The sequence below is a fragment of the Tepidiphilus margaritifer DSM 15129 genome (genome assembly GCF_000425565.1).
Taxonomy (GTDB): domain Bacteria; phylum Pseudomonadota; class Gammaproteobacteria; order Burkholderiales; family Rhodocyclaceae; genus Tepidiphilus; species Tepidiphilus margaritifer.
The window spans coordinates 107592-134318 of the sequence record NZ_AUDR01000013.1; the positions used below are offsets into that span (position 1 = coordinate 107592).

Consider the following 26727-nt stretch of genomic DNA (forward strand, 5'->3'; position numbering starts at 1 on the left):
CTGTAGGGGGCCGGGCGACATGCCCGTCGGCCCATTATAGCCAGAGCGCGTGGAAGTGATGCAGCGGCCCGTGTCCGAGGCCGACGGCGAGCGTGCCACTTGCCGCGATCGCCTCTTGGAGATAGCGATGCGCCCCGGAGACCACCTCGCGCATCGCCGCGTCGGTGAGCGGCGAACCGGCGCGGGCGGCGAGCGCCGCGATCGCCGCGGCGTAGGTGCACCCGGTGCCATGCGTGTTCTTCGTCATCGCCTTGGGGGCGACGAATTCGTGCAGATGCTCGCCATCGAAGAGCAGATCCACCAGTTCGCTCCCCGGCAGATGCCCGCCTTTGAGCAGCACCCAGTGCCCGCCGTCGGAGGGCAGGAGCGCGCGCAGCGCCTCGGCCGCACGGATCATTTCGCGCCGGCTCTCCGGCGCCGTGCGTCCCAGCAGCACGGCCGCTTCCGGCAGGTTGGGCGTGATCACGGTGGCGAGCGGCAGCAGCGCCTCCACGAGCGCGCCCACCGCCTGGCGATCGAGCAGGGTATCCCCGCTCTTCGCCACCATCACGGGGTCGACCACCAAAATGGGGCACTGCCCCTGCGCCCGCCAGTGGGCGAGCCGCTCGGCCGTCGTCTCGATCACCGCGGCGGTCGCGAGCATCCCCGTCTTGGTGGCGGCGATCGCCACGTCGGCAAAGATCGTGTCGAGCTGCGCGCGCAGGAACTCCACCGGCGGCACGTGCACCGCGCTCACGCGCTGGGTGTTCTGCGCCGTGAGCGCCGCCACCACGCCGCAGCCATAGGAGCGTAGCGCCGCGAAGGTCTTGAGATCGGCGTAAAGGCCAGCGCCGCCGGAAGGGTCGATGCCGGCGATCGAGAGCACGTTGGGCACGGCCTCAGGCATGGGCAGGCACCCCCGCACCTGCAGCCTGCGTGAGCCAGGCGCGCAGTTTCTTGATCGCCGCTGCCTCGATCTGGCGGATACGCTCGGCCGAGACGCCGTACTCCGCCGCCAGCGCCTGCAGCGTCTCCGGCTCCTCGGCCAGCCAGCGCCGGCGCACGATGTCGGCACTGCGCGCATCGAGCTTGGAGAGCGCTGCGCGCAACCCCTCGTCGGCGAGCCAGTGCGCCTCGGCTTCCAGCACCGCCTCCTCGGGCGTCGCCCCCGGATCGGGCAGATAGGCGATCGGCGCGGGCAGCGCATCTTCCTCGCTTTCCCCCGTGGGCGCTTCCAGCGGCACCTCCGCCCCGGCAAAGCGCGCCTCCATCTCCAGCACCTCTTCGGGCTTCACCCCCAGCTCGTCGGCGATCGCCCGCGCCTCGGCCGGCTGCAGCGCGTTGCTCGAGCCTTTCAGGCGGCGCAGGTTGAAGAAGAGCTTGCGCTGCGCCTTGGTGGTGGCGATCTTCACCAGACGCCAGTTGCGCACGATGAATTCGTGGATCTCCGCCTTGATCCAGTGCACCGCGAAGGTGACGAGCCGCACGCCGCGGGTCTCGTCGAAGCGGCGCACCGCCTTCATCAGCCCCACGTTGCCCTCCTGGATGAGGTCGGCCTCAGGCAGACCGTAGCCGAAATACTGCCGGGCGATTGCCACCACGTAGCGCAAGTGCGCCAGCACCAGGCGCCGCGCCGCCTCCAGATCGCGCTCCAGCCGCCAACGGCGCGCCAATTCCTTTTCTTCCTCGGCGGAGAGCGGCGGAATGCTGCGCACCGCCCGAACGTACTGCTCCAGGCTCGAGACGGGGCTCGGCAAGCCCGGGGCGTATCCCAGCGGTACGACCGCGTTCCTCGTCATTGCGCTCCTCCACGATTCGTCGAACTCGATGACTTTAGCACTCAAGGCATGAGAGTGCCAACAGGCGGCAGCGGTTCCCTGTGTGCTTCTTTGTCGCGCGCCTACAACAGCTTTCATCAATTTTGTTGTTTTCAGTATTGCCAATTGTTGAAGTAACAAAACTTATGTGAAAATCCGTTACCCGCGTCTTCGAAGAACGCGGTGATCGATGGAGGGGAGTTTCCGTGCCTCCTGTTTACGGAATCGAAGGGAGACCAGAAATGCAAAAGAAACTACTTGCACTGGCCGTACTCGGCAGCCTCGCGGCGCCGGTGTTCGCGCAATCCAACGTCCAGATCTACGGCATTGCCGATGCCTACATGCAATACGGCAAGCTCAAGGGGGACGACACCATGGGCATCGGCGACGGCGGTCTGCTGGGCAGCCGGCTCGGCTTTCGTGGTCAGGAAGACCTCGGCAACGGTCTGAAAGCCGTGTTCCTTCTCGAGGAGGGGTTCGACATCAGCACCGGTAAATCGCTTTATATGAGCAAAGGGGATTCAGACGCCAACGGCGGCAGCGAAGTGTTCACGCGTCAAGCCTACGTCGGCCTCAAAGGCTCCTTCGGCCAAATCTCCTTGGGCCGGCAATACGCCCCGGGGTACTTCGCCGATCCCTATGATCCTCTCGCCGGCGGTTCGATCGGGGTATGGTCGGCACTCAGCGGGCTTGGTGCGCTGAGCATTGCTCCTACTAGTGCGGCGCGCTGGAACAACTCTGTCGCCTACAACGGCACCTTCGAATCGGTGAGCCTGGCCGCCATCTACTCGGCGGGCAACCAGGAGTCCGATACGGGGAAATATGTGGGTACTAACAAAAAAGCCGATTATTCCGACGATGACAAGTATGGCGTGTCGCTCAAGTATGACAATGGACCTCTGAAGCTCGGTGCCATCTATCAGGGGGTCAAGTTCAAGTCTGTCTGCACTGCCCCTGGGGTATGTGCTGAAAATCCTCGAGGTAAAGATAAAACGCAAAACGAATTTCTGGTTGGCGCCTCCTATGATTTTGGAGTGCTGACCCTTCTCGGGAGCTATCAGAAGGGCTACGACGTCAAGGGGTACAAGGACTTGGATGTCGATGTCTGGCAGGTCGGCGCCATCGTTCCAGTCGGTCCCGGCAAGATCCGCTTCGCGTATGGCCAGTCCAAAGTGGATGGCTTTACATATAAAGATCCCGTCAAGGGACCGACAGATTACTCCAGCTTCAAGCCTAAGTCATTTACGCTCGCCTACACCCAGGAGCTCTCCAAGCGGACCACGGTCTATGCGGGGTACGAGTGGATTGATTATGATGACATAGAGTATAAGAAGCAGGTTTTGATGACTGCTCCGAGTGGTCACAGTGATACTGAGAAGGCTGACAATACCAGCATCGTCTTCGTAGGGATGCAGCACAAGTTCTGAGCACGTCGTCGCTGCCGCGTACCTCCGCGGCGGCGACGGTATCCTTTTCTGCGCCTCGCCCGAGGGGAAGGCGGGGTGCTTTTGCGCTTAGGGAAGCGCACCGTCGATGGTTGTTGCATCTCCGCAACAAAAATCCCCTCAAACTCCCGCCTCGAACCAAGCCTTCCTTGCCATCGCTCTCCGTCGCGGCCACAATATCATCAAGCTTCGCTCGATACTGCGATGCTTTTGGTGGGCGGTATTCTCCGCCCGAAGACGGACTTCCTTCTTGCAAGAGAGGAGAACCACGATGCAAAAGAAACTGATCGCACTGGCGGTGGCGGGCCTCGTCTCCGCGCCGGTGTTTGCCCAGTCGAACATCCAGATCTACGGCGTGGCCGACGCCTACTTCAAAGGCGGCAAGTTCATGGGCGAAGACACGATGGGTGTCGACTCCGGCGGTCTGGCCGGCAGCCGGATCGGCTTCCGCGGTGAGGAAGACCTCGGCAGCGGCCTGAAAGCGGTGTTCGTGCTGGAGCAAGGGATCAACATCGACACGGGCAAATCGCAAGGGATGTCGTCTGCCGATGCTAATGATCCGCTCAACAAAGGCGACCAGACCTTCACGCGCCAAGCCTACGTCGGCCTGAAAGGCAATTTCGGCCAGGTCGCCCTCGGCCGTCAATACGCCCCCGGCTACTACACCGCCGAGTACGACGCGCTGCTGAACGCCCCTGGCGTGAGCCCGATGGGCCTGCTTTCCTCCTTCGCGCACATGAGCATTTCCAACAGTGGCTGGGCCCGTTGGAACAACGCCGTTACCTATACCGGCACCTTCCAGTCGGTGAGCCTCAGCGCCATCTACTCCGCAGGTAACCGTGAGAGCGATTCGGGTAAATATACAACATTCAACTCTGTGAAGGATCCTGTGACTGGTCAGGTGACAGTGCTGGATTCCGGACGCGTTAATTATAACGATGACGATAAGTATGGTCTATCGCTCAAGTACGACAATGGTCCTCTGAAAGTCGGTGCGATGTACCAGGCCGTCAAGTATGGCAAGGATCACGGTCTAGATTCTTACAGGACCGTGGGTGCAGTCTATAAATATGCTGACAAAACCCAGCATGAATGGTTGATTGGGGCGTCGTACAACTTCGGCATGGCTACCTTGGCGGGCTCGTATCAGCAAGCTAAATCGGTCGAAGGCTTTGATGGGCTTGACATCAAGCTGTGGCAAGTCGGCGTGATCGTGCCGGTGGGCGTGGGTAACATCCATGTCGCCTACGCTCAAGCCAAAATTGACGATGGGAACACCTTCACAGATATCCTTGGCGACGGTAGCGATCAGAAACCCAAGGCCTTCACCGTGGCCTATACGCATGGATTCTCCAAGCGTACGACGGGCTATCTCGGCTTCGCCTATGTCGATTACGACGATCTGAACTGGGCGCAGGCCAATGTGCTGGGGTATAGGGCAGATGGTCATGATACGACGCTTGGCTCTAATGGTGAAACGATCGACAAGACCAAGCTCTTCTTCGTCGGTTTGAATCACAAGTTCTGATGAGCTCGTGACGTAACGCGAAGAGGTTCATCGTAAGGAAAAGGGGAAGGGCGCGAGTCCTCTCCCCTTTTCTGTTTTTGCAGTCGTTGTTTTTCGAATGGTTGCGTCGACGCGACAGTCGTTTCCTGCCGTGCAGGGCCATTCGCTGCTTCTTCTTGCCTTGCATCACGGGTTTCAGGATAATGCCGCCATTAATTTCGCCCATGAGAAGGCGAGCACTCGGCGGAGAGGAGTTCCGCAGCCTGTCCCAACCCAATCGCAAGGAAGGAGCGTTTCATGAAGAAAACACACAAGGGGCTGATCGCCCTGGCGGTTTCCGGCCTCTTTTCCGTCCCAGCCCTGGCGCAATCCTCCATCCAGCTCTATGGCGTGGCCGATGCCTTCGTGAAGTACGGTAAATGGATGGGGGACGACGTCGCCGGCGTCGACGATGGCGGCATCGACGGCAGCCGCCTCGGTTTTCGTGGCGAAGAGTCGCTCGGCAACGGCCTGAAGGCAGTGTTCGTCCTCGAAGAAGGGTTCAACATCGACACGGGCAAGTCCTGCTGCATGACGGGGGCCGATTCCGCCAACAGTGGCAGCAATGTCTTCACCCGCCAATCCTATGTCGGTCTGAAGGGTTCTTTCGGGCAGGTCGCCCTCGGTCGGCAATACGCGCCGGGTTACTTCATCGACGCCTACGATGCCCTCCAATCGATGACGCCCAGCGTGCAGAGCTGGCTGTCGCTGCTCGGTAACCTTACGATCACGCCCAACGCCCCGGCGCGGTGGAACAATGCCGTCGCCTACAATGGCGAGTTCAACGCCGTCAGCTTCAGTGCGATCTACTCGGCGGGTAACCGTGAGAGTGATTCGGGCCGCAATTTGACCGTCCATGGAATCAACGTTGGACGGGTGGACTATTCGGACGACGACAAATACGGCCTGTCGCTCAAATACGACAATGGCCCCCTCAAAGTTGGCGCGATTTACCAGGAAATAAAGTTTGGCAAGGACAACGGAATTACTGATCCTGCTTCAGGAAACTGGGCCAATAGTGATCCCACGTATGGTAAGTTCGACAAAAATCAAAAAGAATGGCTGGTCGGCGCGTCGTACAATTTTGGCATGGCGACCCTAGCCGGTTCCTACCAGAAGGGTAAAGACGTCCTTGGCCTGAATGGTCTCGACGTCGATCTGTGGCAAGTCGGTGTGATCGTTCCGATCGGCGGCGGAAACTTCAGCTTGTCCTACGGTCAGCTCAAACTCGACAGCGACAACTACGTGATGGGCGATCACAGCACCAAGCCCAAATCCTTCGCTGCGGCGTATACGTATTCCCTCTCGAAGCGTACGACCGCCTACGTCGCCTATACGCACATCGATTACGATGACCTCACCTGGAATCAAGCCTCGCTCTTGGGTAATGACATGAATGGTCATGATGGAACCAAGAAAGTCGACAATTCCGATCTCCTCTACGTGGGCTTGAACCACCATTTCTGAGCGGACGATTCATCGGAAACGACGAGAAAGGGGGGTGACCCCCTTTCTTTTTGGTCATACTGAATGAATTGTGGCTGCTTGGTAGGCTGTTTTTCGTGATGCATGCCGCGTTCCTCGAGTGTCTAGCTGCGCGATCGCGCCCGCGAGCGAGGGAAGTTTTGGGGATACGGGGCTTTCGACGTGCTGCAGCAAAAGCGGGATTTCATGTACATCGGACCGTCGGATGCGGCGGAAACTCCTTTCGGTAGCGACCGTTCGTTGGTTGACGTTGACGTCAACGTCATCTTCGCGCTACATTCCCGTTCGAGAAACCGCATCGGACGAGGAGGGACATTCCATGAGCGATCCGCACATCCAGCAGAAAATCGCCCCATACAAACCGAAGAACAAGGTGCGCTTCGTCACCGCGGCGGCGCTCTTCGACGGGCACGACGCCTCGATCAACATCATGCGCCGCATCCTGCAGGCGACGGGCTGCGAGGTGATCCACCTCGGGCACAACCGCTCGGCGGGTGAGATCGTGCGCGCGGCGCTGCAGGAGGACGTGCAGGGCATCGCCGTGACGAGCTACCAGGGCGGACACGTCGAGTTCTTCAAGTACATGGTCGATCTGCTGCGCGCGAACGGCGGCGAGAAGATCAAGGTGTTCGGCGGCGGCGGCGGGGTGATCGTGCCGCCCGAGATCCGCGAGCTCGAGGCCTACGGGGTCGAGCGCATCTATTCGCCTGAAGATGGCGCCCGCTTGGGGTTGCAGGGCATGATCAACGACGTGGTGCAGCGCGCCGACTTCGACCTCAGCCATGAGGCGCCGGCGACGCTCGAGGCGATCCTCGAGCGTTTGGGGCAGGGCGACTGGCGCACGCTCGCGCGCGTGATCACGGCGCTGGAGAACGACGCCTATCCCGATTCCATCCGCCGGGGGTTGCTGGAGGCGGCCGCTTCGCTGCGCGTGCCCACGCTCGGCATCACCGGCACCGGCGGGGCGGGCAAGAGCTCGCTCACCGACGAGCTGGTGCGCCGCTTCCGGCTGGACCAGGAGGATCGGCTGAAGATCGCCGTCATCTCGATCGACCCCTCGCGCAAGCGCACCGGCGGGGCGTTGCTGGGCGATCGCATCCGCATGAATTCGATCGAGCACGAGAACATCTACATGCGCTCGCTCGCCACGCGGGATACCGGCAGCGAGGTATCGCGCTCGCTCAAGGAGGTGATCGCCGCCTGCAAGCTCACCGGCTACGATCTCGTCATCGTCGAGACTTCCGGCATCGGCCAGGGGGACGCGGCCATCGTGCCGTACGTGGATACCTCGCTCTACGTGATGACGCCGGAGTTTGGCGCCGCGAGCCAGCTCGAGAAGATCGACATGCTCGATTTCGCCGATTTCGTGGCGATCAACAAGTTCGACCGCAAGGGGGCGGAGGATGCGCTGCGCGACGTGCGCAAGCAGTATCAGCGCAACCGCGAGCTCTTCCATCTGGCCCCGGAAGAGATGCCCGTCTTCGGCACCATGGCCTCGCGTTTCAACGACGACGGCGTCACCGCGCTCTACCAGGCCATGCTGCCGCGGCTGGTGGCGCAGGGGTTGAACGCGAAGATCCCGGGCAAGCTGCCGCTGGTGTCGGTGCGCGCGTCCAGCAAGGGGCGGGCCATCATCCCGGCCGAGCGTGCCCGTTATCTGGCCGAGATCGCGCAGACGGTGCGCGACTACCATCGCCACGTGCAGGCGCAGGCCAGGATCGCGCGCGAGCGTCAGTCCCTGCGCATCGCCAAGGCGCTCTTCGAGCGCTGCGGCAAGCCGGCCGAGCACTTCGACGAGCTCATCGCCTGGAAGGACGGGGAACTCACGCCGCACGCCAAGAAACTGCTCGACCAATGGCCGACGCTGCGTGAGCTCTACGCCCAGGACGAGTACGTGGTGAAGATCCGCGACAAGGAGATCCGCACCAGGCTCTATCACGAGTCGCTCTCGGGCAACAAGATCCGCAAGGTGGCGCTGCCTGCCTTCGAAGACGAAGGCGAGGTGCTCAAATTCCTCATGAAGGAGAACGTTCCCGGTTCTTTCCCTTATACCGGCGGAGTGTTCGCTTTCAAGCGCGAGAACGAGGATCCGACGCGCATGTTCGCCGGGGAGGGTGATCCCTTCCGCACCAACCGGCGTTTCCGCAAACTCACCGAGGGGATGCCGGCGGCGCGGCTCTCCACCGCCTTCGATTCGGTCACTCTCTACGGCTGCGATCCGGACGAGCGGCCCGACATCTACGGCAAGATCGGCAACTCGGGCGTGTCGGTGGCCACGCTCGACGACATGAAAGTGCTCTATTCGGGATTCGATCTGTGCGCGCCCAACACCTCCGTGTCGATGACCATCAACGGGCCCGCGCCGATGATCCTGGCGATGTTCTTCAACACCGCCATCGACCAGCAGCTCGACAAGTTCCGCGAGCAGAACGGGCGCGAACCCACCGAGGAGGAGGCCGAGAAGATCAAGGAGTGGGTGCTCTCCACGGTGCGCGGCACGGTGCAGGCCGACATCCTCAAGGAGGATCAAGGTCAGAACACGTGCATCTTCTCCACGGAATTCGCCCTGAAACTGATGGGCGACATCCAGGAGTACTTCGTTCATCACGACGTGCGCAACTTCTATTCGGTGTCGATCTCGGGCTATCACATCGCCGAGGCGGGGGCGAACCCGATCACCCAGCTCGCCTTCACGCTCGCCAACGGCTTCACCTACGTCGAGTCGTATCTGGCGCGCGGCATGCACATCGACGACTTCGCGCCCAACCTCTCCTTCTTCTTCAGCAATGGCATGGATCCGGAGTATTCGGTGATCGGGCGCGTGGCGCGGCGCATCTGGGCGATCGCCATGAAGCATCGCTACGGGGCCAACGAGCGCAGCCAGAAACTGAAGTACCACATCCAGACCTCCGGCCGCTCGCTGCACGCACAGGAGATGGACTTCAACGACATCCGCACCACCTTGCAGGCGCTCATCGCCATCTACGACAACTGCAACAGCCTGCACACCAACGCCTACGACGAGGCGATCACCACGCCCACGGAGGAGTCGGTGCGCCGGGCGATGGCGATCCAGCTCATCATCAACCGCGAGTGGGGGTTGGCGAAGAACGAGAACCCGAACCAGGGCAGTTTCATCATCGAGGAGCTCACCGACCTGGTGGAAGAGGAGGTGCTGCGCGAGTTCGAGCGTCTGGCCGAACGCGGCGGCGTGCTCGGGGCGATGGAGACGGGCTATCAGCGCAGCAAGATCCAGGAAGAGTCGCTCTATTACGAGCAGAAGAAACACGACGGCAGCCTGCCCATCATCGGCGTCAATACCTTCCGCAATCCGAAGGGCGACGTCATCCCCGAGAAGCTCGAGCTCGCGCGCTCGACCGAGGAAGAAAAGCAAAGCCAACTGCGCCGCCTGCGGGAATTCCACGAGCGCAACCGCGAGGAGGCGCCGAAGTGGCTCGCCAAGGTCAAGGAGACGGCCATGGCCGGCGGCAACGTCTTCGAGGTGCTGATGGATGCGGTGCGCTACTGCTCGCTGGGGCAGCTGTCGCAGGCGCTCTACGAGGTGGGCGGGCAGTACCGGCGCAGCATGTGAGCCGCCGTCGCCGTCGGGCTTGGGCGGAGATCAGCCCAGGAGACGGCGACGGAAGAGGCGCAGCGCCAGGGTGAAGGCGGCCGCGCTGAGGATCGTCAGATAGAGAACGGACGCCAGGGCATGCTCGGGGGCATGCCCTTCGGCGAGCGGGCGCACCAGCGAGATGGCCTGCGCGAGCGGTAGGGCCAGCGCGAGCGTGCGGATCAGCTCGGGCAGGGTCGACAGGGGAAAGAACACACCCGAGAGCAGCCCCATTGGGGTGATGAAGAGCGTGAACCAGTACATGAAGAAATCGTAGGTGCGGGCGAGCGCCGTCATGATGAGGCCCAGCGCGGCGAAGGTGATGCCGACGAGGAAGATCACCGGCAGCAGCGCCCAGAGCATGCGGGCGCTGCAGTAGCCCGCGAGCGTGGTCACGAGCACGATGGCGGCACCTGCCATCCAGGATTTGCTTGCCGCCCACAGCAGCTCCCCGAGTAGGATGTCTTCGAGCGAGAGGGGGGTGTTGAGGATGGCCTCCCAGGTCTTCTGGATCTGCATGCGGGCAAACGCGGAATAGAGCGCTTCGAAGGAAGCCGAATTCATGGTGGTGAAGGTGATCATCCCCGGCACGAGGAAGACGAGGTAGGCTTTGCCTTCCACGTTCGTGATGAGCGTGCCCAACCCCGTGCCCAGGCCGAAGAGCATGATCATGGGGTCGATGAGGTTGCCCAGCAGCGAGGAGATGGCGAACTTGCGCCAGGCGAGCGCGTTGCGCCGCCACACGGTGAAGGCGCGCACGAGGTTCGGGCGTTCGGCGGGGACGCGGGGGTGACTCATTCTTCGCGCTGCTCCCGGCCGGTGAGTTTCAGGAAGACGTCTTCGAGGTTGGCGGGACGCAGCAGATAGCGCTGCGGGTTGCCTTCGAGGGCGGCGAGTACGGGGGCCGGGTCGTGGCAGTAGCCGAAGACGGTCTCGCCGCTGCGCTCCATGCGGCTGAAGAGCGGCCGCAGGCGAGTGACGAGCGCCGCGAACGCCGCCTCGTCGCGGCCGGCGTAGAGCTCGACCACGTTCGGTTCGATCTCGCGGGCGATGAGCTCGTGCGGTGTGCCTTCGGCGATCTTGCGGCCCCGATCCATGATGACGATGTCGTCGGCGAGCCGCTCCGCCTCTTCCATGAAGTGCGTGGTGAGCAAGATGGCGATGCCTTCGCGCAGGAGCTGGCGCAGGCGTTCCCAGATGAGGTGGCGCGCCTGGGGATCGAGCCCGGTGGTGGGTTCGTCGAGCACCAGGAGCCGGGGGCGGTGGATGAGGGCGCGCGCCAGGGTGAGCCGTCGTTTCATTCCGCCGGAGAGGTCGGGCACGAGCGTGTCGGCCTTGTGCGCCAGGCCGGCAAAGGAGAGGAGCTCGGGAACGCGGGCTCTGGCTTCGCGCCGGCTCAGGCCGAAGTAGCGGGCGTAGACGAGGAGGTTCTCGGTGCAGGTGAAATCGGGGTCGAGGTTGTCGGCCTGGGGAACCACGCCCACGCTCGCACGGGCTTCGCGGGCGCGTTCGGGTACCGGTAGGCCCGCGAGTCGGATTTCGCCCGAATCGAAGGCGGTGAATCCCAGCAGGCAGCGCAGCGTCGTGGTCTTGCCGGCCCCGTTGGGGCCGAGCAGCGTCAGGCAACGGCCGGCCGGCAGGGTGAGCGAGAGGCCGTCGACCACGGTCTGCTCGCCGTAGCGTTTGGTGAGCGCGGTGACTTCCAGCAGCGCCTGCTCGTGGCTCATCGGCCGGCGGCGTGGTCGCGCTGGACCAGCATCTTGATGAGGGCGAGCTTGCCGTGGAAGAAGTGGTCCGCCCCGGGGATGACGACGACGGGCCGCGTCTGTGGGCGGGCCCAGTCGAGGACGCGCGCGAGCGGGGCGATGTCGTCGTGCTCGCCGTGGATCAGCAGCGCGGGCAACGCCTCGGGAAGCGTGGGGGTGTCGTACTGCTTGCCGCTGCCCAGCGCGAGGCCATGCGGCAGACCCACGAGCGTGAGGTGGCGCGGCGGGTCGGGTAGCCGTCCGACGACGCGGGTCTGCACGTAGGCACCGAAAGAAAAGCCCGCGAGCGCAAGTTCGCCCTCGCCCCAACGCCCGCGCGCCCAAGCCAGCAGCGCCAGCATGTCTTCCGTTTCGCCTTCGCCGTGGTCGTGCCGGCCGGCGCTTTGCCCGACGCCGCGAAAGTTGGGCCGCAGTGCGGCGTAGCCGAGTTCGGCGTAGGCGCGCGCGAGGGTGTAGGTGACCTTGTTGGTGTTGGCTCCGCCGAAGAGCGGGTGGGGATGGCACACGAGCGCCACGCCGCGTGGCGCGGCGGGCAGGTCGGCGAGCACTTCGATCGTGCCGGCCGGGCCGGGGACGAGCAGGGTCTCGATGCGGATGCGGGTCATGGTCAATCGGGCAGTCGCAAGCGCTCGACGGGGCGGCCACCGACGAGATGCTCGTCGATGATCTCGTCGATGTCGGCCTCGTCGAGGTAGGTGTACCACACGCCTTCGGGGTAGACGACCAGCACCGGCCCTTCGTCGCAGCGTCCGAGGCAGCCGGCCTTGTTGATGCGGATGCCGCCCTTGCCCTTCATGCCCAGCGCCTCGATGCGGGCCTTGGCGTGCGCGAGCAGGGCGCTCGCGCCATGGTCTTCGCAGCAGGCCTCGCCCGCCGGGCGCTGGTTGCAGCAGAAGAAGACGTGGTGGCGGTAGTAGGTCATCGTCAGAATTTTACTTCGAGCACGACGTTGTGTAGGTCGAGCCCGTCGTTGTTGCTGGCGATGCCGGCGTTGGAGTAGTGCGTGTAGCGGTAGCCGATGGACCAGGTCTGGTCGATCGCCAGGCCGAAGCCGACGTGTTCGGTGAACTGGAAGGCGCTGCCCAGATCCTTGTCACCGAGGTGGGTGTCGGTGAGGCCGGCGCCGCCCAGGCCGAGATCGAGGTAAGGACGAACGGCGCCGAGGCCGCGTTCGAAGCGAAAGCGGACCAAGGCTCCGAGTTCCCCCGTATTGTCATTGGTATGACGCCGATTGCCGGTGTAGTGGAGATAAGAGGCTTCGACTTCCGGAGAGAGTGAGGCATGCCAGCCACCCCAGACGTCACTCCAGAAGGGTTTGAATCGGTAGGAGAGGCCATAGCGGTCGATGTCGCTTTCGTGACCGTAGAAAGCAGTCATCGCATTCTTGTCCTGCGCGAGGACGGGCAGGCTCAGGCAGGCGGCAACGAGCGCCGGGACGAGGCGTTTCATCGGGTGCTCCCAAGGTGGTCGTTATGGTACGAAATCATACGCCGAAACGCTCCGGGCCGTATCCACGGGCGAGTTCGCGGGCGTCGGGTTCGGCGAGCAGCAAGGCGACGAAGTCGGATAGAGTTCAGTATAGTCCGTCCGCGTCAGGGAAACGCCGAATGATTCGCTGCGCGGGCGAATTGCTGCGTTGCGCGGTGCTCGATCCCTCGCCTATCTACTCGATATGTCTCGGTCGCTGCGCTACCTTCCGCCTTGCGTTTCATCCCGCTCGCTCATTTCTTCAGCGTCTCCTAGAGGGCGAGGCTGCGTCCGCCGTCGACGGCGAGGATCTGGCCGGTGACGTAGGGGGCGTCTTCCAGAAGGAAGCGCACGGCGCGGGCGATGTCGCCGGGTTCTCCCAGGCGCTGCAGCGGGATCTGGGCAAGGATGCGCTCGCGCTCGGCGGGCGGGTATTGATCGTCTTCCGGCCACAGGATGGCGCCGGGGGCGATGCCATTGACGCGCACCGCCGGGGCGAGTTCGACGGCGAGCGCCCGGGTGAGTCCGGCGAGCGCCGCCTTGGCGGCGGTGTAGACGGGGTAGCGCGGTAGCGGCCGCTCGGCGTGGATGTCGACGACATTGACCACGGCACCGCGCCGGCGCGCGAGTTCGGGCGCGGCGGCCTGGGTGAGGAAGAAGGGGGCGCGGGCGTTGGTGCCGAGCAGGTCTTCCCACTGCCCGGGGGTGACGTCGGGAAGCGGGGTAGGATAGAAGCTGGAGGCGTTGTTGACCAGCGCGTCGAGCCGACCGAAGCGCTCGAGTACGGCGGCGACGAGCAAGGAGGCAGCCGCCGGGTCGGCGAGCTCGGCGGTGAAGGCGGCGGCGCTGCCGGGGCGTTCGGCGGTAAGCTCCGTGGCGAGCCGCTCGGCGGCCGTGGCCGAGGTGCGATAATGCAGCGCGACGTTCCAGCCGTGTGCGTGCAGATGGCGGGCGATGGCCGCACCGATGCGCCGGGCGGCGCCGGTGACGAGGACGACGGGGCGGTGCTCGGAGGGCGAGGAGGTCATGGCTTCGTCCGACGGGCAAAGATCGGACTATGGTAGCGTGAAACGGGGGGTTTCAGTGTTCGAACGGGAACGGACGACGAGGGGGGTGCCGGCACCCGAACCGGAGGTGGTGGCGGCGAGTGAGACCTTGCGCGCGCGCATCGTGGCGCGCATCAGGGAGGCCGGCGGCTGGGTGCCGTTCGCCGATTACATGCGCTGGGCGCTCTACGAGCCGGATCTGGGCTATTACAGCGGTGGGGCGACGAAGTTCGGCCCGGCGGGGGATTTCATCACCGCACCGGAGATCACGCCGCTCTTCGGGGCGACGCTCGCCGATGCGATCGCGCCGGTGTTGCGGCAGACGGGGGGCATCGTGCTCGAAGCCGGGGCGGGCACCGGTTTGCTCGCAGCCGACGTGCTGCGCCGGCTCGCCGAGCTCGGGACGCTGCCCGAGCGTTACGCCATCCTGGAAGTGTCGGGGTCGCTGCGGGCTCGCCAGCAGGAGACGATCGCGGCGCAGGCGGGGGAGCTCGCCGAACGCGTGGTCTGGCTCGAGGCCGTGCCCGACTCCTTTCGCGGGGTGCTGCTCGCCAACGAAGTGCTCGATGTGTTGCCGGTGCATCTGGTGGGTACGGCCGAAGGGGAGGTGTTCGAGCGCGGCGTGACGGTGCGCGACGGGGCGCTCGCCTGGGAGGATCGCCCGCCGACGCCGGCGGCGCTCGCCGGGCTGGAGGGGATCGAGTTGCCCCATTTGGAAGGGCGGGAGTACCTGACGGAAGCCCACCCGGTGGCACGCGCCTGGGTGGGGACTCTCGCCCGTGCGCTGCAGGCGGGGATGCTGCTCTTGATCGACTACGGCTATCCGCGGCAGACGTATTACGTGCCGTGGCGCTGGCGCGGCACGCTGCAGTGCTATTTCCGCCACCGGGTGGTGGAGGATCCACTATGGCTGCCGGGGGCGATGGACATCACCAGTTTCGTCGATTTCACCACGGTGGCCGAGGCAGCCGAGGCCGAGGGGCTGGAAACGCTGGCCTTCATGAACCAGGCGGGATTTTTGCTGGCCAACGGTATCCTGCAGCGGCTGGAGGAACGCGCCGAGCCGGGAAGCCTCGCGTACCTCAAGGCGGCGCGCGCCTTGCAGCGGCTCATCATGCCGCACGAGATGGGAGAGCTCTTCAAGGTGATCGCGCTGGGGCGGGGGATCGAGCCGCCCGCGTGGGAGTGAGGGCTCAGGCGGCTTGGGCGGCCGGCTGTAGCACCTGGGCGATGGCCTGCGCGGCGCGTTCCCAGCCCGGCTCCAGCATGAGGGTGTGGCCGAAATCGGGCAGGATGCGGGCGGTGGTGTCGTAGAAACGCGCCGTGGTCTCTACCTGGTCGGGCGGGATGATCTTGTCGTGTTCGGCGCCGAAGACATGGACCGGGGCAGGATGCTGCCTGGTTCGATCGATGCGCGAAAACCCCATCATGTCCCAGATGGCCCGCAGCGATTCCGGTCCGCTCGCGGCCAGATAACGGGCGAGATCGGGCTCCGGTGGCAGATGGTGGAAGAGGGCCTCGACCAGGCTGCGGTGGGGTTTGCGCTTGCCGGTCATGAAGAGGTTCATCTCGAGCAGCGCCAAGGGCGAGCTCACCAACATGTGCAGGAGCGATCCGGCAAGCCCCGTGGGCGGCACCGAACACAGCAGTACGAGCGCAGGGAAAGGGTGACGCTCGAGCGCTTTCTGGGCGACGAAACCGCCCATGGAGTGGCCGATGAGGATGGGCTCGGCAGGCAGTCGTTCCTGGGCTCGCAGCACGTCGTCGACGTAGTCGTCGATGGAGAGCGTGTCGCGCGGGCGATCGGTGCGTGAGCCGCCGTGGCCGCGCAGCGACAGCGCCCAGGCGTCGTAGCCTTGGGCGGCGAACCAGGGCAGGAAGTGCTCCTGCCAGCACCAGGCGCCGACGTAGGCGCCGTGCAGGAAGAGGAGCGGCGGAGCGTCGAGCGGGTGAGTGGGGGCTTCGTGCAGCAGTTCGAGGCAATCGGTCATCGGGAACTCGGTGGAGAAGGCTTCGGGTTTTCCCCGGCATCGGCATGCCAGAGCCGCTCATGATACTACGGGCTCAGGCGTCCTTCGTGGCGGGCGAAGATAAGGCGACGGAGCCGTTTTCCTTGCTTCGTTCGCGCGCCTTGACGGCGGCGACGCGCGCCTCGTGCAACCTTGCCGGGATCTGGCTGCGCTCGGTGCAGGCGCGGGCGATCGCGCCGGCATCGACGCTTCTGGCCGCGTCCAGGGTATCGCGCCAGAGCTGCTCGACCGGTTCGTAGTCCATATCCAGTCCGGGACGGCCGAGGGCATCGCAGGCGCAGGCTTCGAGCAGGTGGAGGAAGCGTTCGGGGCGGCGCAGGGCGTCGCAGCGCTCGAGCACGCGCACGCGGGTGGCGGGGCGAAGGCGCGGTCCGCGGTGGATGAGCCCGTGCTCGCGCGCGGTGAGTACGGCGAGTTCCCGGCACTCGACGGGTGTGCGCAGCCGGGCGCAAATCGAGGGAACGAGGGCCGCGCCGCGGACTTCGTGGCCGTAGTGGTGCGGCCAGAGTTCCGGCGGCGTGCGCCCTTTGCCGACGTCGTGCAGCAGCACGGCGAAGCGGGCGGGCAGCGAGAGCGTGCGTTCCGCGGCCACGCGCAAGGCGGCGAGCACGTGGATGCCTGTGTCGATCTCGGGGTGGTATTTCGGCGGCTGCGGCACGCCGAAGAGGGCATCGACTTCGGGCAGCAGGCGCGCGAGCGCCCCGCATTCCCGCAGCACCTCGATCATGCGATCGGGACGCGCCTCCATGAGGCCGCGGGCGAGTTCCTGCCAGACCCGTTCGGGCACGAGGTGATCGACCTCGCCTTCCTCCACCATGCGCCGCATCAGCGCGAGCGTCTCGGGGGCCAGGGTGAATTCGGGCAAGCGGGCGCTGAAGCGCGCCACGCGCAGGATGCGCACCGGGTCTTCGGCAAACGCCGGGCTGACGTGGCGCAGCACCTTGCGGCGCAGATCCTCGAGTCCGCCGTAGGGGTCGATGAGGCGCCCCGTTTCGTCGCGGGCCATGGCGTTGATGGTGAGGTCGCGGCGCGCGAGGTCTTCTTCGAGGGTGACTTCGGGGCTGGTGTGGAAGGCGAAGCCGTGGTAGCCGCGCCCCGTCTTGCGCTCGGTGCGCGCGAGCGCGTATTCCTCTTTCGTCTCGGGGTGCAGGAAGACGGGGAAATCCTTGCCCACGGGCAGGAAGCCGCGCTCGAGCATTTCCTGGGGGGTGGCGCCGACTACGACCCAGTCGCGGTCGCTCACGGGCCGGCCGAGGAGTTCGTCGCGTACGGCTCCGCCGACGCAGTAGATTTTCATCCGTGTTGCATTCGCATGCGCCAGCGGACGTAGCGGCTGCGGAAGGTGTCGTTGGCGAGGTAAGCCGGCCCGATCGCTTCCATCGGCGTGGGTTCGAGTCCGAAGGGCAAGGGTTCGCCGTGGGCCACGCTGTCGATCGAGAGCGAGTCGAGCATGTCGCGCGTGAGCGGCGGGTTGGGCAGGAGGTGTTCGAGCAGCCACGCCTGCACGCGGGCGAGTCGCGGCGGGAGCGCCACCACGCGGCGCGGATGGCCGCTCGTGCGAGCGGCGTAGGCGACGATCTCGGCGAGCGTATAGACGGTGGGGCCGGCGAGCTCGTAGGTCTGCCCCACGGCCTTGGCGGTGGCGGCCGCGCGCAGGATGACCTCGACGACGTCGCCCACATAGACCGGCTGCAGCTTGGCCTGTGCCGCGCCGATCGGCAGGATGGGGAAGAGTCGGGCGAGTGCGGCGAAGCGGTTGAGGAAGGAGTCGCCGGGGCCGAAGATGGCCGAGGGGCGCAGGATGGTCCAATCGAGCCCGTCACCGGCGGCGCGGATACGCGCTTCGCCGTCCGCCTTGGAGCGCAGGTATTGCGAAGGGGCGTCGGGCGCGGCGCCCAGGGCGCTCAGGTGGATGAGGCGGTGTACGTCCTGCGACTGGCAGGCTTCGGCGAGTTTTTGCGGCAGTTCGACGTGGGCGCGGGCAAACTCGGGGCCATAAGGACGTCCGGGGCGCGAGTGCAGGGTGCCGACGAGGTTGACCACCAGGCGCTTGCCGGCGCACAGGCGTTCGAGCGTTTTCGGGTCGTGCACGTCGGCTTCGATGATTTCGACCGTGGGTAGCAGCTTGAGGTCACGCGCATTCTGCAGGCGGCGCGTGGGCACGACGACGCGCCAGCCTTCGGTGACGAGCCGGTCGAGCAGGTGGCTGCCGACGAATCCGGTTCCGCCGAGGACGAGGGCGGTGCGTTCGGTCGCAGTGGTCATGGTCGTTTCTCCTGGTCGAGCATCATCCGTTGTCCAGCACCGGCGCGGGCGCGCCGGCGGCGTTGCCCAGTCCGGGCAGCGGAAGGAGGAAGTCGGTGATGTCCTTTCCTCTCCCCCCATTCAGGATAGCCGAATAGACGACGGTGTTGGCGAGCACTTTCTTGATGTAGTCGCGCGTCTCGTCGATCGGCAGGTTTTCGATGTAGATCTCGGTCTCGAGCGCCTGTTGCGGCCGCAGGCGTCCCATGCGGCCGGGGCCGGCATTGTAGGCGCCGGTGGCGAGCACGGGGTGGCCGTCGAGCTGTTCGGTGACCATGCGCATATAAGTGACGCCCAGCATCACGTTGGTGTCGGGGTCTCGCAGGCGGGCGACGTCGAAGCGCGGGATGCCGAGCTTGCCGGCGAGCCATTTGCCGGTGGCCGGCATGATCTGCATGAGACCGAGCGCGCCGCTGCTCGAGCGGGCGTCGGCGCGAAAGCGGCTTTCCTGACGCATCAGACCCCAGACCCACGCAGGGTCGATGTTCTGCGCGGCAGCGTAGCGTTCGACGAGCTCGCGGTAGGCGAGGGGATAGCGGGCGACGAGGAATCCGTCGTCGTTGGATCCTTCGGCGAGCCGGATCGCCAGATCGAGATGGCCGGCATCCGAGAGCGCCAGCGCTGCGGCGCGCATCTGCGCGGCAGGGAGTTTGCGACTCCAGGCGTCGATCTCGCGGTTGGCTTCGGTGAGCCAGTTGCGCTCGGCTAGCGCCAGGATGCGCACCAGCACGGGGTGGCGTTCGATGGCGAGCACGTCGCGCTGCGACGGCGGCGGGGATTGGGGCGGCAGGCGCCAGGGATGGCCGAGCGCCCGGGCGGCGAGCATGGCGTAGTAGTCGTCGCCGCGCTCGAGCTTGCGGAAGACGGCTTCGGCGAGTTCGTCCTTGCCGAGCTGTTTGAGCGCGTAGCCTTGCCAGTAGCGCCATTCGTTGCGCTCGCGCTCACCCGGCGGCAGCGCCTCGATGCGTTGCCAGACCTTGACCCAGTCCTGGGCGGCGAGCGCCGCACGCACGGCCCAGCGCGCCGGTTCGATCCAGAGCGGCGAGAGGGTGATTTCGTCGGCCCAGGCGTTGGCCTGCGGCAGGCGTTGCTTGGCGGCGTAGAGCACGAGCGACCAGCGGACGATGTCGCGCGCTTCGGGTTCGAGGCGATTGCCGAGGGCGGTGAGGCGTTCGTGGGCGGATTGGGGGTCTTCTTTTTCGAGCGCGATGAGGGCGGCGGCGAGCGCCGTGGGCGAGGCCGCGGGCTGGGCGAGGATCGCGGCGGGGGAGCGGGTGGCGAGTTCCACTTCGCGCCATTCGTCGTCGCTCATGCCGGCGAGTTCGCGCCAGTCTTGTGCTGCGGCAAGGCCGCTCTGGGCCAGGGAGGCGTAGAGACGCTGACGCAGGGTTTGCCGGTCGAGCCGGCCCTGAAAGGCGGCCGTGGCGAAGAGCGGCAGGCATTCGGTGCCCGGACGGGGGGTGGAAACCAGCAGGCGCAGCACGTCGTTGGTGGGCACGCCGGATTGGGGTTGATCCTGGATCCAGGCGAGCGTGCCCCAGCATTGGGCTTCGCGGTCGGGCTTGGCGAGGGCGCGATAGTAGCGCAGCGCTTCGCTCCAGCGGCCGTCGCGCACGGCGGTGCGCAGCAGCTCGCGGCGCAGACGCTCGCCCAGGGCGTCGTCGCCGTGGCGCGAGAGGAAGGCGTCGATTTCTTGCGGCAACACCGTTTCGGTCGAACGGCCGAGGCGCTGGATGAGCGACCACAGGAGCACGTAGTCGCCCAACGGATGGTCGGCCACTTGCGGTAGCAGCATCTGCAGGGTGGCGAGGTCGCCGCGCGCATAGGCTTCGCGGGCACGGTCGAGTGCGTCGATGCTGCGCGCGGCGATGGGTTTGGGGGTGGGCTTGCCGGCCTTGGCTTGTACGGCCTTGGCATTGGGTTTCGCCCGGTGGGCATCGGCGGCAGACACGGAGGCCGCCGCCGGTAGCAGGGCGCAGGCGAGCAAGACGGTACGCAACAGGGAGAGCCGGAAGGGCATGGCGGATCGGGTCGTTGGCGGAGAAGGTGCGTTTCGTTTATTGTAACCCATTGTGTATCGGGCATCGGAAGAGGGGAATGGATCGGGGGCAGATGCGGCAGTGGGCCTTGGCGCGACGGGCGGCGATCGCGCCCGAAGTGCGCCGGCGATGGGACGAGGCGATCTGGCAAGGGGTGGAGGAGATCCTTGCGTCCTTGCCGGTGTCGGAGGGGATCGGCGGGTACTGGGCGGTGCGTTCGGAGCCGGATTTACTCACGCCGCTATCGGCCTGGGCAACACGGCACGGAATCGGCGTGGCCTTGCCGGTGGCCCTGCAAAAAGCGGCGCCGCTCATCTTTCGGCCGTGGAGGCCGGACTCGCCCATGACGCGCGACGTCTTCGGGTTGCCGGTACCGGCGGGCGAGGAGACCCTGTGGCCGGCGGTGTTGCTGGTGCCGCTGGTGGCGTTCGATGCAGCGGGTTATCGCATCGGCTATGGCGGTGGGTTCTACGACCGCACGCTTGCAGCGTATCGTGCGGCCGGGCGCCCCGTGACGGCGATCGGGGTGGGGTATGAATGCGCGCGCCTGCCCGACACCCGCCCCGAGGCGCACGACCTGCCGATGGACTGGATCGTGACCGAGGAGGGAAGGTTTCAGCCGGCGGAGAGAAAGAGGGTGTAGGCGGGGTTGTTCGTTTCCTCGACGTATTCGTAGCCGAGCTTGGTGAGGAATTGGGCGAATTCCTCGTTTTCTTCGGGCGGAACCTGCATGCCGACGAGCACACGTCCGAAGTCGGCGCCGTGGTTGCGGTAGTGGAAGAGGCTGATGTTCCAGTCCGAGCGCAACTGGCCGAGGAAGTTGGCGAGCGCCCCGGGGCGTTCGGGGAAGATGAAGCGAAAGAGCCGTTCGTTGCACACGTTGGGCGCACGCCCGCCGACCATGTAGCGGACGTGGGATTTGGCGAGTTCGTCGTCGGTGAGATCGATCGCCGGTAGCCCTTCCGCCTGCAGTTGGGCGATGAGTTTCTCGACTTCGCTGCGGTCGTGGATGCCGACACCGACGAAGATGTGCGCTTCCTCGGGATCGGCGTAGCGGTAGTTGAATTCGGTGACGTTGCGCTTGCCCAGCAGCGCGATGAATCGGCGAAACGCGCCGGGGCGCTCGGGAATGGTAACGGCGAGCACGGCTTCGCGCCGCTCGCCGAGCTCGGCGCGCTCGGCGACGAAGCGCAGGCGCTCGAAGTTCATGTTGGCGCCGGAGGCGATGGCGACCAGCGTCTTGTCCTTGAGCCCCATTTTCTGGGCGTAGGCCTTGAGACCGGCGAGTGCCTGGGCCCCGGCCGGCTCCAGAATGGTGCGGGTGTCTTCGAAGACATCCTTGATGGCGGCGCAGATCTCGTCGTTGCTCACCACGATCATGTCGTCGACGTGGCGCTGGCACAGGCGGAAGGTCTCGTCGCCCACGCGTTTGACGGCGGTGCCGTCGGCGAAGAGCCCGACTTGTTCGAGTTCGACCGGTTCGCCCCGGGCGAGCGACCGGGTCATGGCGTCCGAGCCTTCGGCTTCGACGCCGATGACGCGGATGTCGGGGCGCAGGCGCTTGAGATAGACGGCGATGCCGGCGATCAGCCCTCCGCCGCCCACGGCGCAGAAGACGGCGTCGATCGGCTTGGGATGCTGACGCAGGATCTCCATGGCGATGGTGCCCTGCCCGGCGATGACGTCGGGATCGTCGAAGGGATGGATGAAGACGAGCCCTTCCTCTTCTTCGAGGGTGCGGGCATAGGCGTAGGCATCCGAGAAGGATTCGCCATAGAGCACGACTTCGGCGCCACGGCTGCGCACGGCCTCGATCTTGATGAGCGGCGTGGTGGTGGGCATGACGATGACGGCGCGCGTACCGAGTTTCTTGGCGGCGAGCGCCACGCCTTGGGCGTGGTTGCCGGCCGAGGCGCAGATGACGCCGCGCGCGAGCGCTTCCGGCGGGAGCTTGGCGATCTTGTTGTAGGCGCCGCGCAGCTTGAAACTGAAGACGGGTTGCAGATCCTCGCGTTTGATGAGGACGCGGTTGCCGAGGCGTCGCGAGAGGACGGGCGCGGGGTCGAGCGGGGTTTCGACGGCGACGTCGTAGACTTGGGCGGTTAGGATGCGTTCGAGGTAATCGCAGGAAGAGTCAGAGGTTTCCATGAGAGTCGGCTTCGGTTGAGCTCTGCTGGGCCAGCAGCGCATTGTGACGGTCGATGAAGTCGCGGGTGGAGTCGATGCCGCGCAGCCGCAGGATGGTGGCACGCACGGCGGCTTCGAGCAGCACGGCGAGATTGCGCCCGGCGGCCACCGGCAGCGTGGCCTTGGGGATGGGCACGCCGAGGATTTCTTCGGTGACCTGCTCCATCTCCAGGCGCGGCGGCGGCGGTTCGCCCGGCAGTAGCCGGCGCAAGTGGACGATGAGGCGAAGCCGCATGCGCCGGCGCAGGGCGGTTTCGCCGAAAATGGTGCGGATGTCGAGCAGACCTAGACCCCGCACTTCGAGGTAATTCTGCAGCAGCGGAGGACAGCGGCCTTCGAGCACGGTGGGGGTGAGGCGGGCGAATTCGACCATGTCGTCGGCCACCAGCCCGTGGCCACGGGAGATGAGTTCGAGCGCGAGCTCGGATTTCCCCGTGCCGGGATCCCCGGTGATGAAGACGCCGAGGCCGAGTACGTCCATGAGCACGCCGTGGCGCGTCTCGCGCTCGGCGAGCACGCGCGAGAGGTGGTGGCGCAGGCGGTCGATGACTTCGGCCGAAGGGCGGTCGGTGGTGAAGAGCGCTACATCGTGCGCGCGGCACAGGGCTTCGAGGATGGGCGGGGGCGTGCAGCCGTCGGCGACGATGAGGGCCGGGGGTTTGGCGGCGAAGATTTCACCCAGGTGATGGGCGATGCGCTTTTGCCCCAGACGGCGGGCCCAGGCCATTTCGGCGGCGCCGACGATCTGCACCCGCCCGGGGTGGATGAGATTGAGGTGACCGACGAGGTCGGCCGGCCAAAGGCGCTCGTCGAGCACGGCGAGCTTGCGCTCGAGCGAACCGGTGACGTGCTCGAGGTGGAGTTCGGGTGCGATCGCCTCGATGACGGCGCGCAGCGTGGTTTCTCTCATCTCGCGGGGGTCAGCCGTCGGTGCCGGTGAGCAGCCCCAAGGCGGATTCCGGGTCGGAAACGGTCGTGAGTGCCTGGCGCACGGCCGGATCGCTGAAGCGCTCGGCGAGTTCGGAGAGGATCTGCAGGTGTTCTTCGGTGGCCTGTTCGGGTACGAGGAGCACGAACACGAGCCGCACGGGGCGGCCGTCGCAGGCATCGAAGGGGACGGGTTCGGCCAGCCGCACGAAGGCGCCTCGGGGAGAGGCCAGACCCTTGAGGCGGCCGTGGGGGATGGCTACGCCCTCGCCGATGCCGGTCGAGCCCAGCTGCTCACGCTCGGCGAGCGCCGCCTGTACCTTGACCGGGTCGAGCCCGTCGCGCGCGAAGAGCCGGGCTGCGGCCGCCAGGGCCTGATGCTTGTCGGGAGCAGGGAGGTCGAGGGCGATGTGCTCGACGTCGAGGAGATTGGCGATATGGTTCATGGCCGGGTCGATGGCGCCGGGGCGGCGCGCAGGCCGCCCCGCGGGGCGCTCACTCGCCTTGGGCGGCCGGAGTGGCCGGCTGGTGATAGTCGGTGACGATTTCCTTGTGTTTGCGCACCTGACGGTCGAGCTTGTCGACCATGAAGTCGATCGCGGCGTAGAGGTCGGCCGGATCGGTGGCTTCGGCGAAGAAGTCCTTGCCCTTGACGTGTACGGTGACTTCGGCCTTGTGGGTGTTGCGCTCGACGCGCAGGATGACCTGCGCCGAGGTGGCATGGTCGAAGTGCCGCAGCACGCGCCCCACTTTTTCTTCGACATAGCTTTGCAGGGCGGGGGTGACTTCGACGTGATGGCCGGTGATGTTGAGGTTCATCGCACACTCCTGTGGTGGTGATTACAAGACTTTGCGCCGGCTCGCCGGCGGGATTTGCAGTTGCTCACGGTATTTTGCCACGGTTCGCCGGGCAATGGGGATGCCATCGGCCGCGAGGAGCTCGGCGAGACGGACATCGGACAGCGGTTTCTTGCGATCTTCGCGCTCGATCAGCTCGCGCAGCTTGGCCCGGATTGCGGTGGCCGAGGCGATTTCGCCGTCTTCTCCGACGATGCCGCTGCCGAAGAAATGGCGGAATTCGAAGACGCCGCGCGGGCATTGGAGGTATTTGCCCTGCGTGACGCGGGAGACGGTGGATTCGTGCAGGTTGAGCGCTTCGGCGAGCGTGCGCAGCGTGAGCGGCTTCATGGCGGCTTCGCCGTGTTCGAAGAAATCTTGCTGGCGCTCGACGATCTCCTGGGCGACGCGCAGGATGGTGCGGCCGCGCTGTTCGAGCTGGCGGATGAGGTTTTTCGCTTCGGCGAGTCGCTCGCGCAGGGCTTCGGTGCCGTGGCGTCGCTCGCCGAGGATCTGGGCGTAGCGTTGGTTGAGAGTGAGCCGGGGGGCGACGGCCGGGTTGAGCTCAGCTTGCCAGCGGCCGTCGCGCCGTCGCACGATGACGTCGGGGATGACGTAGGGGGGTGGTTCGCCGCCGAGGCGGCTGCCCGGGTGGGGGTCGAGCGTAGCGATGAGGGCGAGCGCCTCGCGCAGCAAGGCGTCGTCGCAGGCGTATTGGCGCTTGAGGGCGGCGTAGTCTTTGCGGGCGAGCGGTTCGAGCGCTTCGCTCACCAGCCGTTCGGCCAGGCGCCGCGCCGGCGTGTCGGGGCGTTCGCGCAGTTGCAGCCGCAGGCATTCGCCGAGGTCGCGCGCACCGACTCCGGGGGGATCGAAACTTTGGATGAGCTTGAGGGCGATCTCGAGGTCTTCACGGCCGACTTCGAGTTCGGGCGGGATGGTGGCGAGCAGCTCGTCGAGAGCTTGATGCAGGTAACCGTCGTCGTCGAGGGCTTCGATCATGAAGGCGACGAGGGCCCGGTCGCGTTCGGCGAGCGGCGTGAGCGCGGCCTGTTCGTGCAGGTAGTGGTGCAGATCGGTGGCGGCGGCGTGCCACTCGGTGAAATCGGGCGCCTCCTCGTCGTCGCGGGCGGGGCGGGCATCCTGCCACAGGAGCTCGTCGTCGAAGGATTCGGCGTCGTGGGTGTCCGAGTGCTCTTCGGGCGTGGTTTGGGGGGCGTCGTCGGCATCGCTGTGCGCTTCGCCGGGCAAGTCCGCGCTCGGACGCTCGAGGAGTTGCGCCTGCCAGTCGTCGGCCTCGTCGCCCGAGTCGGCTGCGACGGCAAGCGTTTCTTCGGGGGATTCTTCGTCGGCCTCGGTCACTTCGAGGAGGGGATTGGCCTGAAGGGCTTCTTCGATGGTCTGCCGCAGTTCGACGGCCGACAAGGTCAGGAGCTTGAGCGCCTGCGCCATCTGCGGCGAGAGGGCGAGCGTGGTGCTGGTACGAAGGTGCAGGCGGGGCTCGAGGCTCATGGCTACAGGCGGAAGTGTTCGCCGAGGTAGACGCGGCGCACGTGCGGATCGTCGATGATCTCCTCGGGGCGGCCCGAGGCGATGACCCGGCCATCGGCAAGGATGGAGGCGCGGTTGCAGATGCCGAGCGTTTCACGCACGTTGTGGTCGGTGATGAGCACGCTGATGCCGCGCTCTTGCAGGAACCGCACGATGCGCTGGATCTCGATCACGGCGATGGGATCGACGCCGGCGAAGGGCTCGTCGAGCAGGATGATCTTTGGGTCGGTGGCGAGTGCCCGGGCGATTTCGAGGCGGCGCCGTTCGCCGCCGGAGAGCGACACCGAGGGCTGATCGGCCAGATGCGCGATGCCGAGTTCGGCGAGCAGTTCGTCTTCTTTCTGCCGAATCTCCTCTTTGGGCAGCCCCCGCAGTTCGAGTACGGCACGCACGTTTTCCCGCACCGACAGGCGGCGGAAGATGCTCGCTTCCTGCGGCAGGTAAGAGAGGCCATGCCGGGCGCGACGGTGGATGGGATCGTGGGTGACGTCCTGACCGTCGAGTTCGATCTTGCCCTCGTCGGCGCGCACGAGCCCGACGATCATGTAGAAACAGGTGGTCTTGCCGGCACCGTTGGGGCCGAGCAGCCCCACGATCTCGCCGGCTTCGACGGTGAGATCGACCGAGGCGACGACGGTGCGTTTGCCGTAGGTTTTGCGCAGGCGTTCGACGTGCAGCAGCGACATGGGGG

24 protein-coding genes are annotated in these 26727 nt (G+C 65.7%); 6 read left to right on the forward strand and 18 right to left on the reverse strand.

What is annotated here, in order from left to right; genetic code table 11:
* Positions 1 to 34: 34 nt before the first annotated feature.
* Together thiD and rpoH are read right to left on the reverse strand one after the other, a co-directional pair.
* Positions 35 to 886, reverse strand: coding sequence for a bifunctional hydroxymethylpyrimidine kinase/phosphomethylpyrimidine kinase (gene thiD, locus H607_RS0101305; RefSeq protein WP_051240581.1), 852 nt, complete (start codon positions 884 to 886; stop codon positions 35 to 37).
* Complete coding sequence (rpoH, locus tag H607_RS0101310) at positions 879 to 1778, reverse strand: RNA polymerase sigma factor RpoH (RefSeq protein WP_028873930.1); 900 nt, start codon at positions 1776 to 1778, stop codon at positions 879 to 881. The genes thiD and rpoH overlap by 8 nt, the downstream gene beginning before the upstream one ends.
* Positions 1779 to 2038: 260 nt before the next feature.
* Here rpoH and H607_RS0101315 point away from each other — a divergent pair, with 260 nt between their 5' ends.
* The 4 genes from H607_RS0101315 to icmF all read left to right on the forward strand — a co-directional run bounded on the left by H607_RS0101315 (position 2039) and on the right by icmF (position 9864).
* Complete coding sequence (locus tag H607_RS0101315) at positions 2039 to 3223, forward strand: porin (protein WP_028873931.1); 1185 nt, start codon at positions 2039 to 2041, stop codon at positions 3221 to 3223.
* Between the two features lie 289 nt (positions 3224 to 3512).
* Entirely contained in the window at positions 3513 to 4769 is a 1257-nt protein-coding gene (locus H607_RS0101320; protein ID WP_028873932.1) for a porin, read from the forward strand.
* A gap of 276 nt (positions 4770 to 5045) precedes the next feature.
* Positions 5046 to 6254: a porin gene (locus H607_RS0101325; protein ID WP_028873933.1), complete on the forward strand. Its 1209-nt coding sequence runs from the start codon at positions 5046 to 5048 to the stop codon at positions 6252 to 6254.
* Between the two features lie 337 nt (positions 6255 to 6591).
* Positions 6592 to 9864 (forward strand): fused isobutyryl-CoA mutase/GTPase IcmF, encoded by a 3273-nt coding sequence (gene icmF / locus H607_RS0101330; protein ID WP_028873934.1) that lies wholly within the window; start codon positions 6592 to 6594, stop codon positions 9862 to 9864.
* A gap of 30 nt (positions 9865 to 9894) precedes the next feature.
* On the opposite strand, the gene H607_RS0101335 is transcribed toward icmF, so the two are convergent.
* From H607_RS0101335 to H607_RS0101360, 6 genes are all read right to left on the reverse strand, one after another.
* Positions 9895 to 10683 carry an ABC transporter permease gene (locus H607_RS0101335; protein ID WP_028873935.1) on the reverse strand — a complete coding sequence of 263 codons (789 nt, stop codon included), beginning with the start codon at positions 10681 to 10683 and terminating at the stop codon, positions 9895 to 9897.
* Complete coding sequence (locus tag H607_RS0101340) at positions 10680 to 11612, reverse strand: ATP-binding cassette domain-containing protein (protein ID WP_028873936.1); 933 nt, start codon at positions 11610 to 11612, stop codon at positions 10680 to 10682. The genes H607_RS0101335 and H607_RS0101340 overlap by 4 nt, the downstream gene beginning before the upstream one ends.
* Entirely contained in the window at positions 11609 to 12256 is a 648-nt protein-coding gene (locus tag H607_RS0101345; RefSeq protein WP_028873937.1) for an alpha/beta hydrolase, read from the reverse strand. Before H607_RS0101345 ends, H607_RS0101340 begins: the two co-directional genes overlap by 4 nt.
* 2 nt (positions 12257 to 12258) lie before the next feature.
* On the reverse strand, positions 12259 to 12573 hold the full coding sequence (locus tag H607_RS0101350) for a (2Fe-2S) ferredoxin domain-containing protein (protein ID WP_028873938.1): 315 nt from the start codon (positions 12571 to 12573) through the stop codon (positions 12259 to 12261).
* A gap of 2 nt (positions 12574 to 12575) precedes the next feature.
* Positions 12576 to 13100 carry an acyloxyacyl hydrolase gene (locus H607_RS11190; RefSeq protein ID WP_037989207.1) on the reverse strand — a complete coding sequence of 175 codons (525 nt, stop codon included), beginning with the start codon at positions 13098 to 13100 and terminating at the stop codon, positions 12576 to 12578.
* A gap of 290 nt (positions 13101 to 13390) precedes the next feature.
* Positions 13391 to 14146: a pteridine reductase gene (locus tag H607_RS0101360; protein WP_028873939.1), complete on the reverse strand. Its 756-nt coding sequence runs from the start codon at positions 14144 to 14146 to the stop codon at positions 13391 to 13393.
* Positions 14147 to 14231: 85 nt separating this feature from the next.
* On the opposite strand from H607_RS0101360, the gene H607_RS0101365 reads away from it, so the two are divergent.
* Positions 14232 to 15353, forward strand: coding sequence for a class I SAM-dependent methyltransferase (locus H607_RS0101365; RefSeq protein ID WP_051240542.1), 1122 nt, complete (start codon positions 14232 to 14234; stop codon positions 15351 to 15353).
* Positions 15354 to 15357: 4 nt separating this feature from the next.
* On the opposite strand, the gene H607_RS0101370 is transcribed toward H607_RS0101365, so the two are convergent.
* From H607_RS0101370 to H607_RS0101385, 4 genes are all read right to left on the reverse strand, one after another.
* On the reverse strand, positions 15358 to 16155 hold the full coding sequence (locus H607_RS0101370; protein ID WP_028873941.1) for an alpha/beta hydrolase: 798 nt from the start codon (positions 16153 to 16155) through the stop codon (positions 15358 to 15360).
* Positions 16156 to 16228: 73 nt separating this feature from the next.
* The gene (locus tag H607_RS11195; protein WP_051240543.1) at positions 16229 to 17491 is read right to left on the reverse strand and encodes a multifunctional CCA addition/repair protein; all 1263 of its coding nucleotides are present in this window, start codon (positions 17489 to 17491) and stop codon (positions 16229 to 16231) included.
* Positions 17488 to 18459, reverse strand: a complete 972-nt coding sequence (locus H607_RS0101380) for a complex I NDUFA9 subunit family protein (protein WP_028873942.1) — start codon at positions 18457 to 18459, stop codon at positions 17488 to 17490. Before H607_RS0101380 ends, H607_RS11195 begins: the two co-directional genes overlap by 4 nt.
* A 22-nt stretch (positions 18460 to 18481) precedes the next feature.
* On the reverse strand, positions 18482 to 20518 hold the full coding sequence (locus H607_RS0101385; RefSeq protein WP_028873943.1) for a lytic transglycosylase domain-containing protein: 2037 nt from the start codon (positions 20516 to 20518) through the stop codon (positions 18482 to 18484).
* Between the two features lie 77 nt (positions 20519 to 20595).
* On the opposite strand from H607_RS0101385, the gene H607_RS0101390 reads away from it, so the two are divergent.
* Positions 20596 to 21180: a 5-formyltetrahydrofolate cyclo-ligase gene (locus H607_RS0101390; RefSeq protein WP_051240544.1), complete on the forward strand. Its 585-nt coding sequence runs from the start codon at positions 20596 to 20598 to the stop codon at positions 21178 to 21180.
* Here H607_RS0101390 and ilvA read toward each other — a convergent pair.
* The 6 genes from ilvA to lptB are packed head-to-tail and all read right to left on the reverse strand — an operon-like array spanning position 21153 to position 26722.
* Positions 21153 to 22685, reverse strand: a complete 1533-nt coding sequence (gene ilvA, locus H607_RS0101395; RefSeq protein WP_037989208.1) for a threonine ammonia-lyase, biosynthetic — start codon at positions 22683 to 22685, stop codon at positions 21153 to 21155. The genes H607_RS0101390 and ilvA overlap by 28 nt on opposite strands.
* The gene (hprK, locus tag H607_RS11200) at positions 22672 to 23634 is read right to left on the reverse strand and encodes an HPr(Ser) kinase/phosphatase (RefSeq protein WP_051240545.1); all 963 of its coding nucleotides are present in this window, start codon (positions 23632 to 23634) and stop codon (positions 22672 to 22674) included. The genes ilvA and hprK overlap by 14 nt, the downstream gene beginning before the upstream one ends.
* A gap of 10 nt (positions 23635 to 23644) precedes the next feature.
* On the reverse strand, positions 23645 to 24097 hold the full coding sequence (locus tag H607_RS0101405; protein WP_028873946.1) for a PTS sugar transporter subunit IIA: 453 nt from the start codon (positions 24095 to 24097) through the stop codon (positions 23645 to 23647).
* Positions 24098 to 24146: 49 nt separating this feature from the next.
* On the reverse strand, positions 24147 to 24470 hold the full coding sequence (hpf, locus tag H607_RS0101410) for a ribosome hibernation-promoting factor, HPF/YfiA family (RefSeq protein WP_028873947.1): 324 nt from the start codon (positions 24468 to 24470) through the stop codon (positions 24147 to 24149).
* Between the two features lie 21 nt (positions 24471 to 24491).
* A complete protein-coding gene (locus H607_RS0101415) occupies positions 24492 to 25997 on the reverse strand; it encodes an RNA polymerase factor sigma-54 (RefSeq protein ID WP_028873948.1) in 1506 nt (501 codons plus the stop codon).
* Between the two features lie 2 nt (positions 25998 to 25999).
* Positions 26000 to 26722, reverse strand: a complete 723-nt coding sequence (gene lptB, locus H607_RS0101420) for an LPS export ABC transporter ATP-binding protein (protein WP_028873949.1) — start codon at positions 26720 to 26722, stop codon at positions 26000 to 26002.
* Between the last annotated feature and the right edge of the window lie 5 nt (positions 26723 to 26727).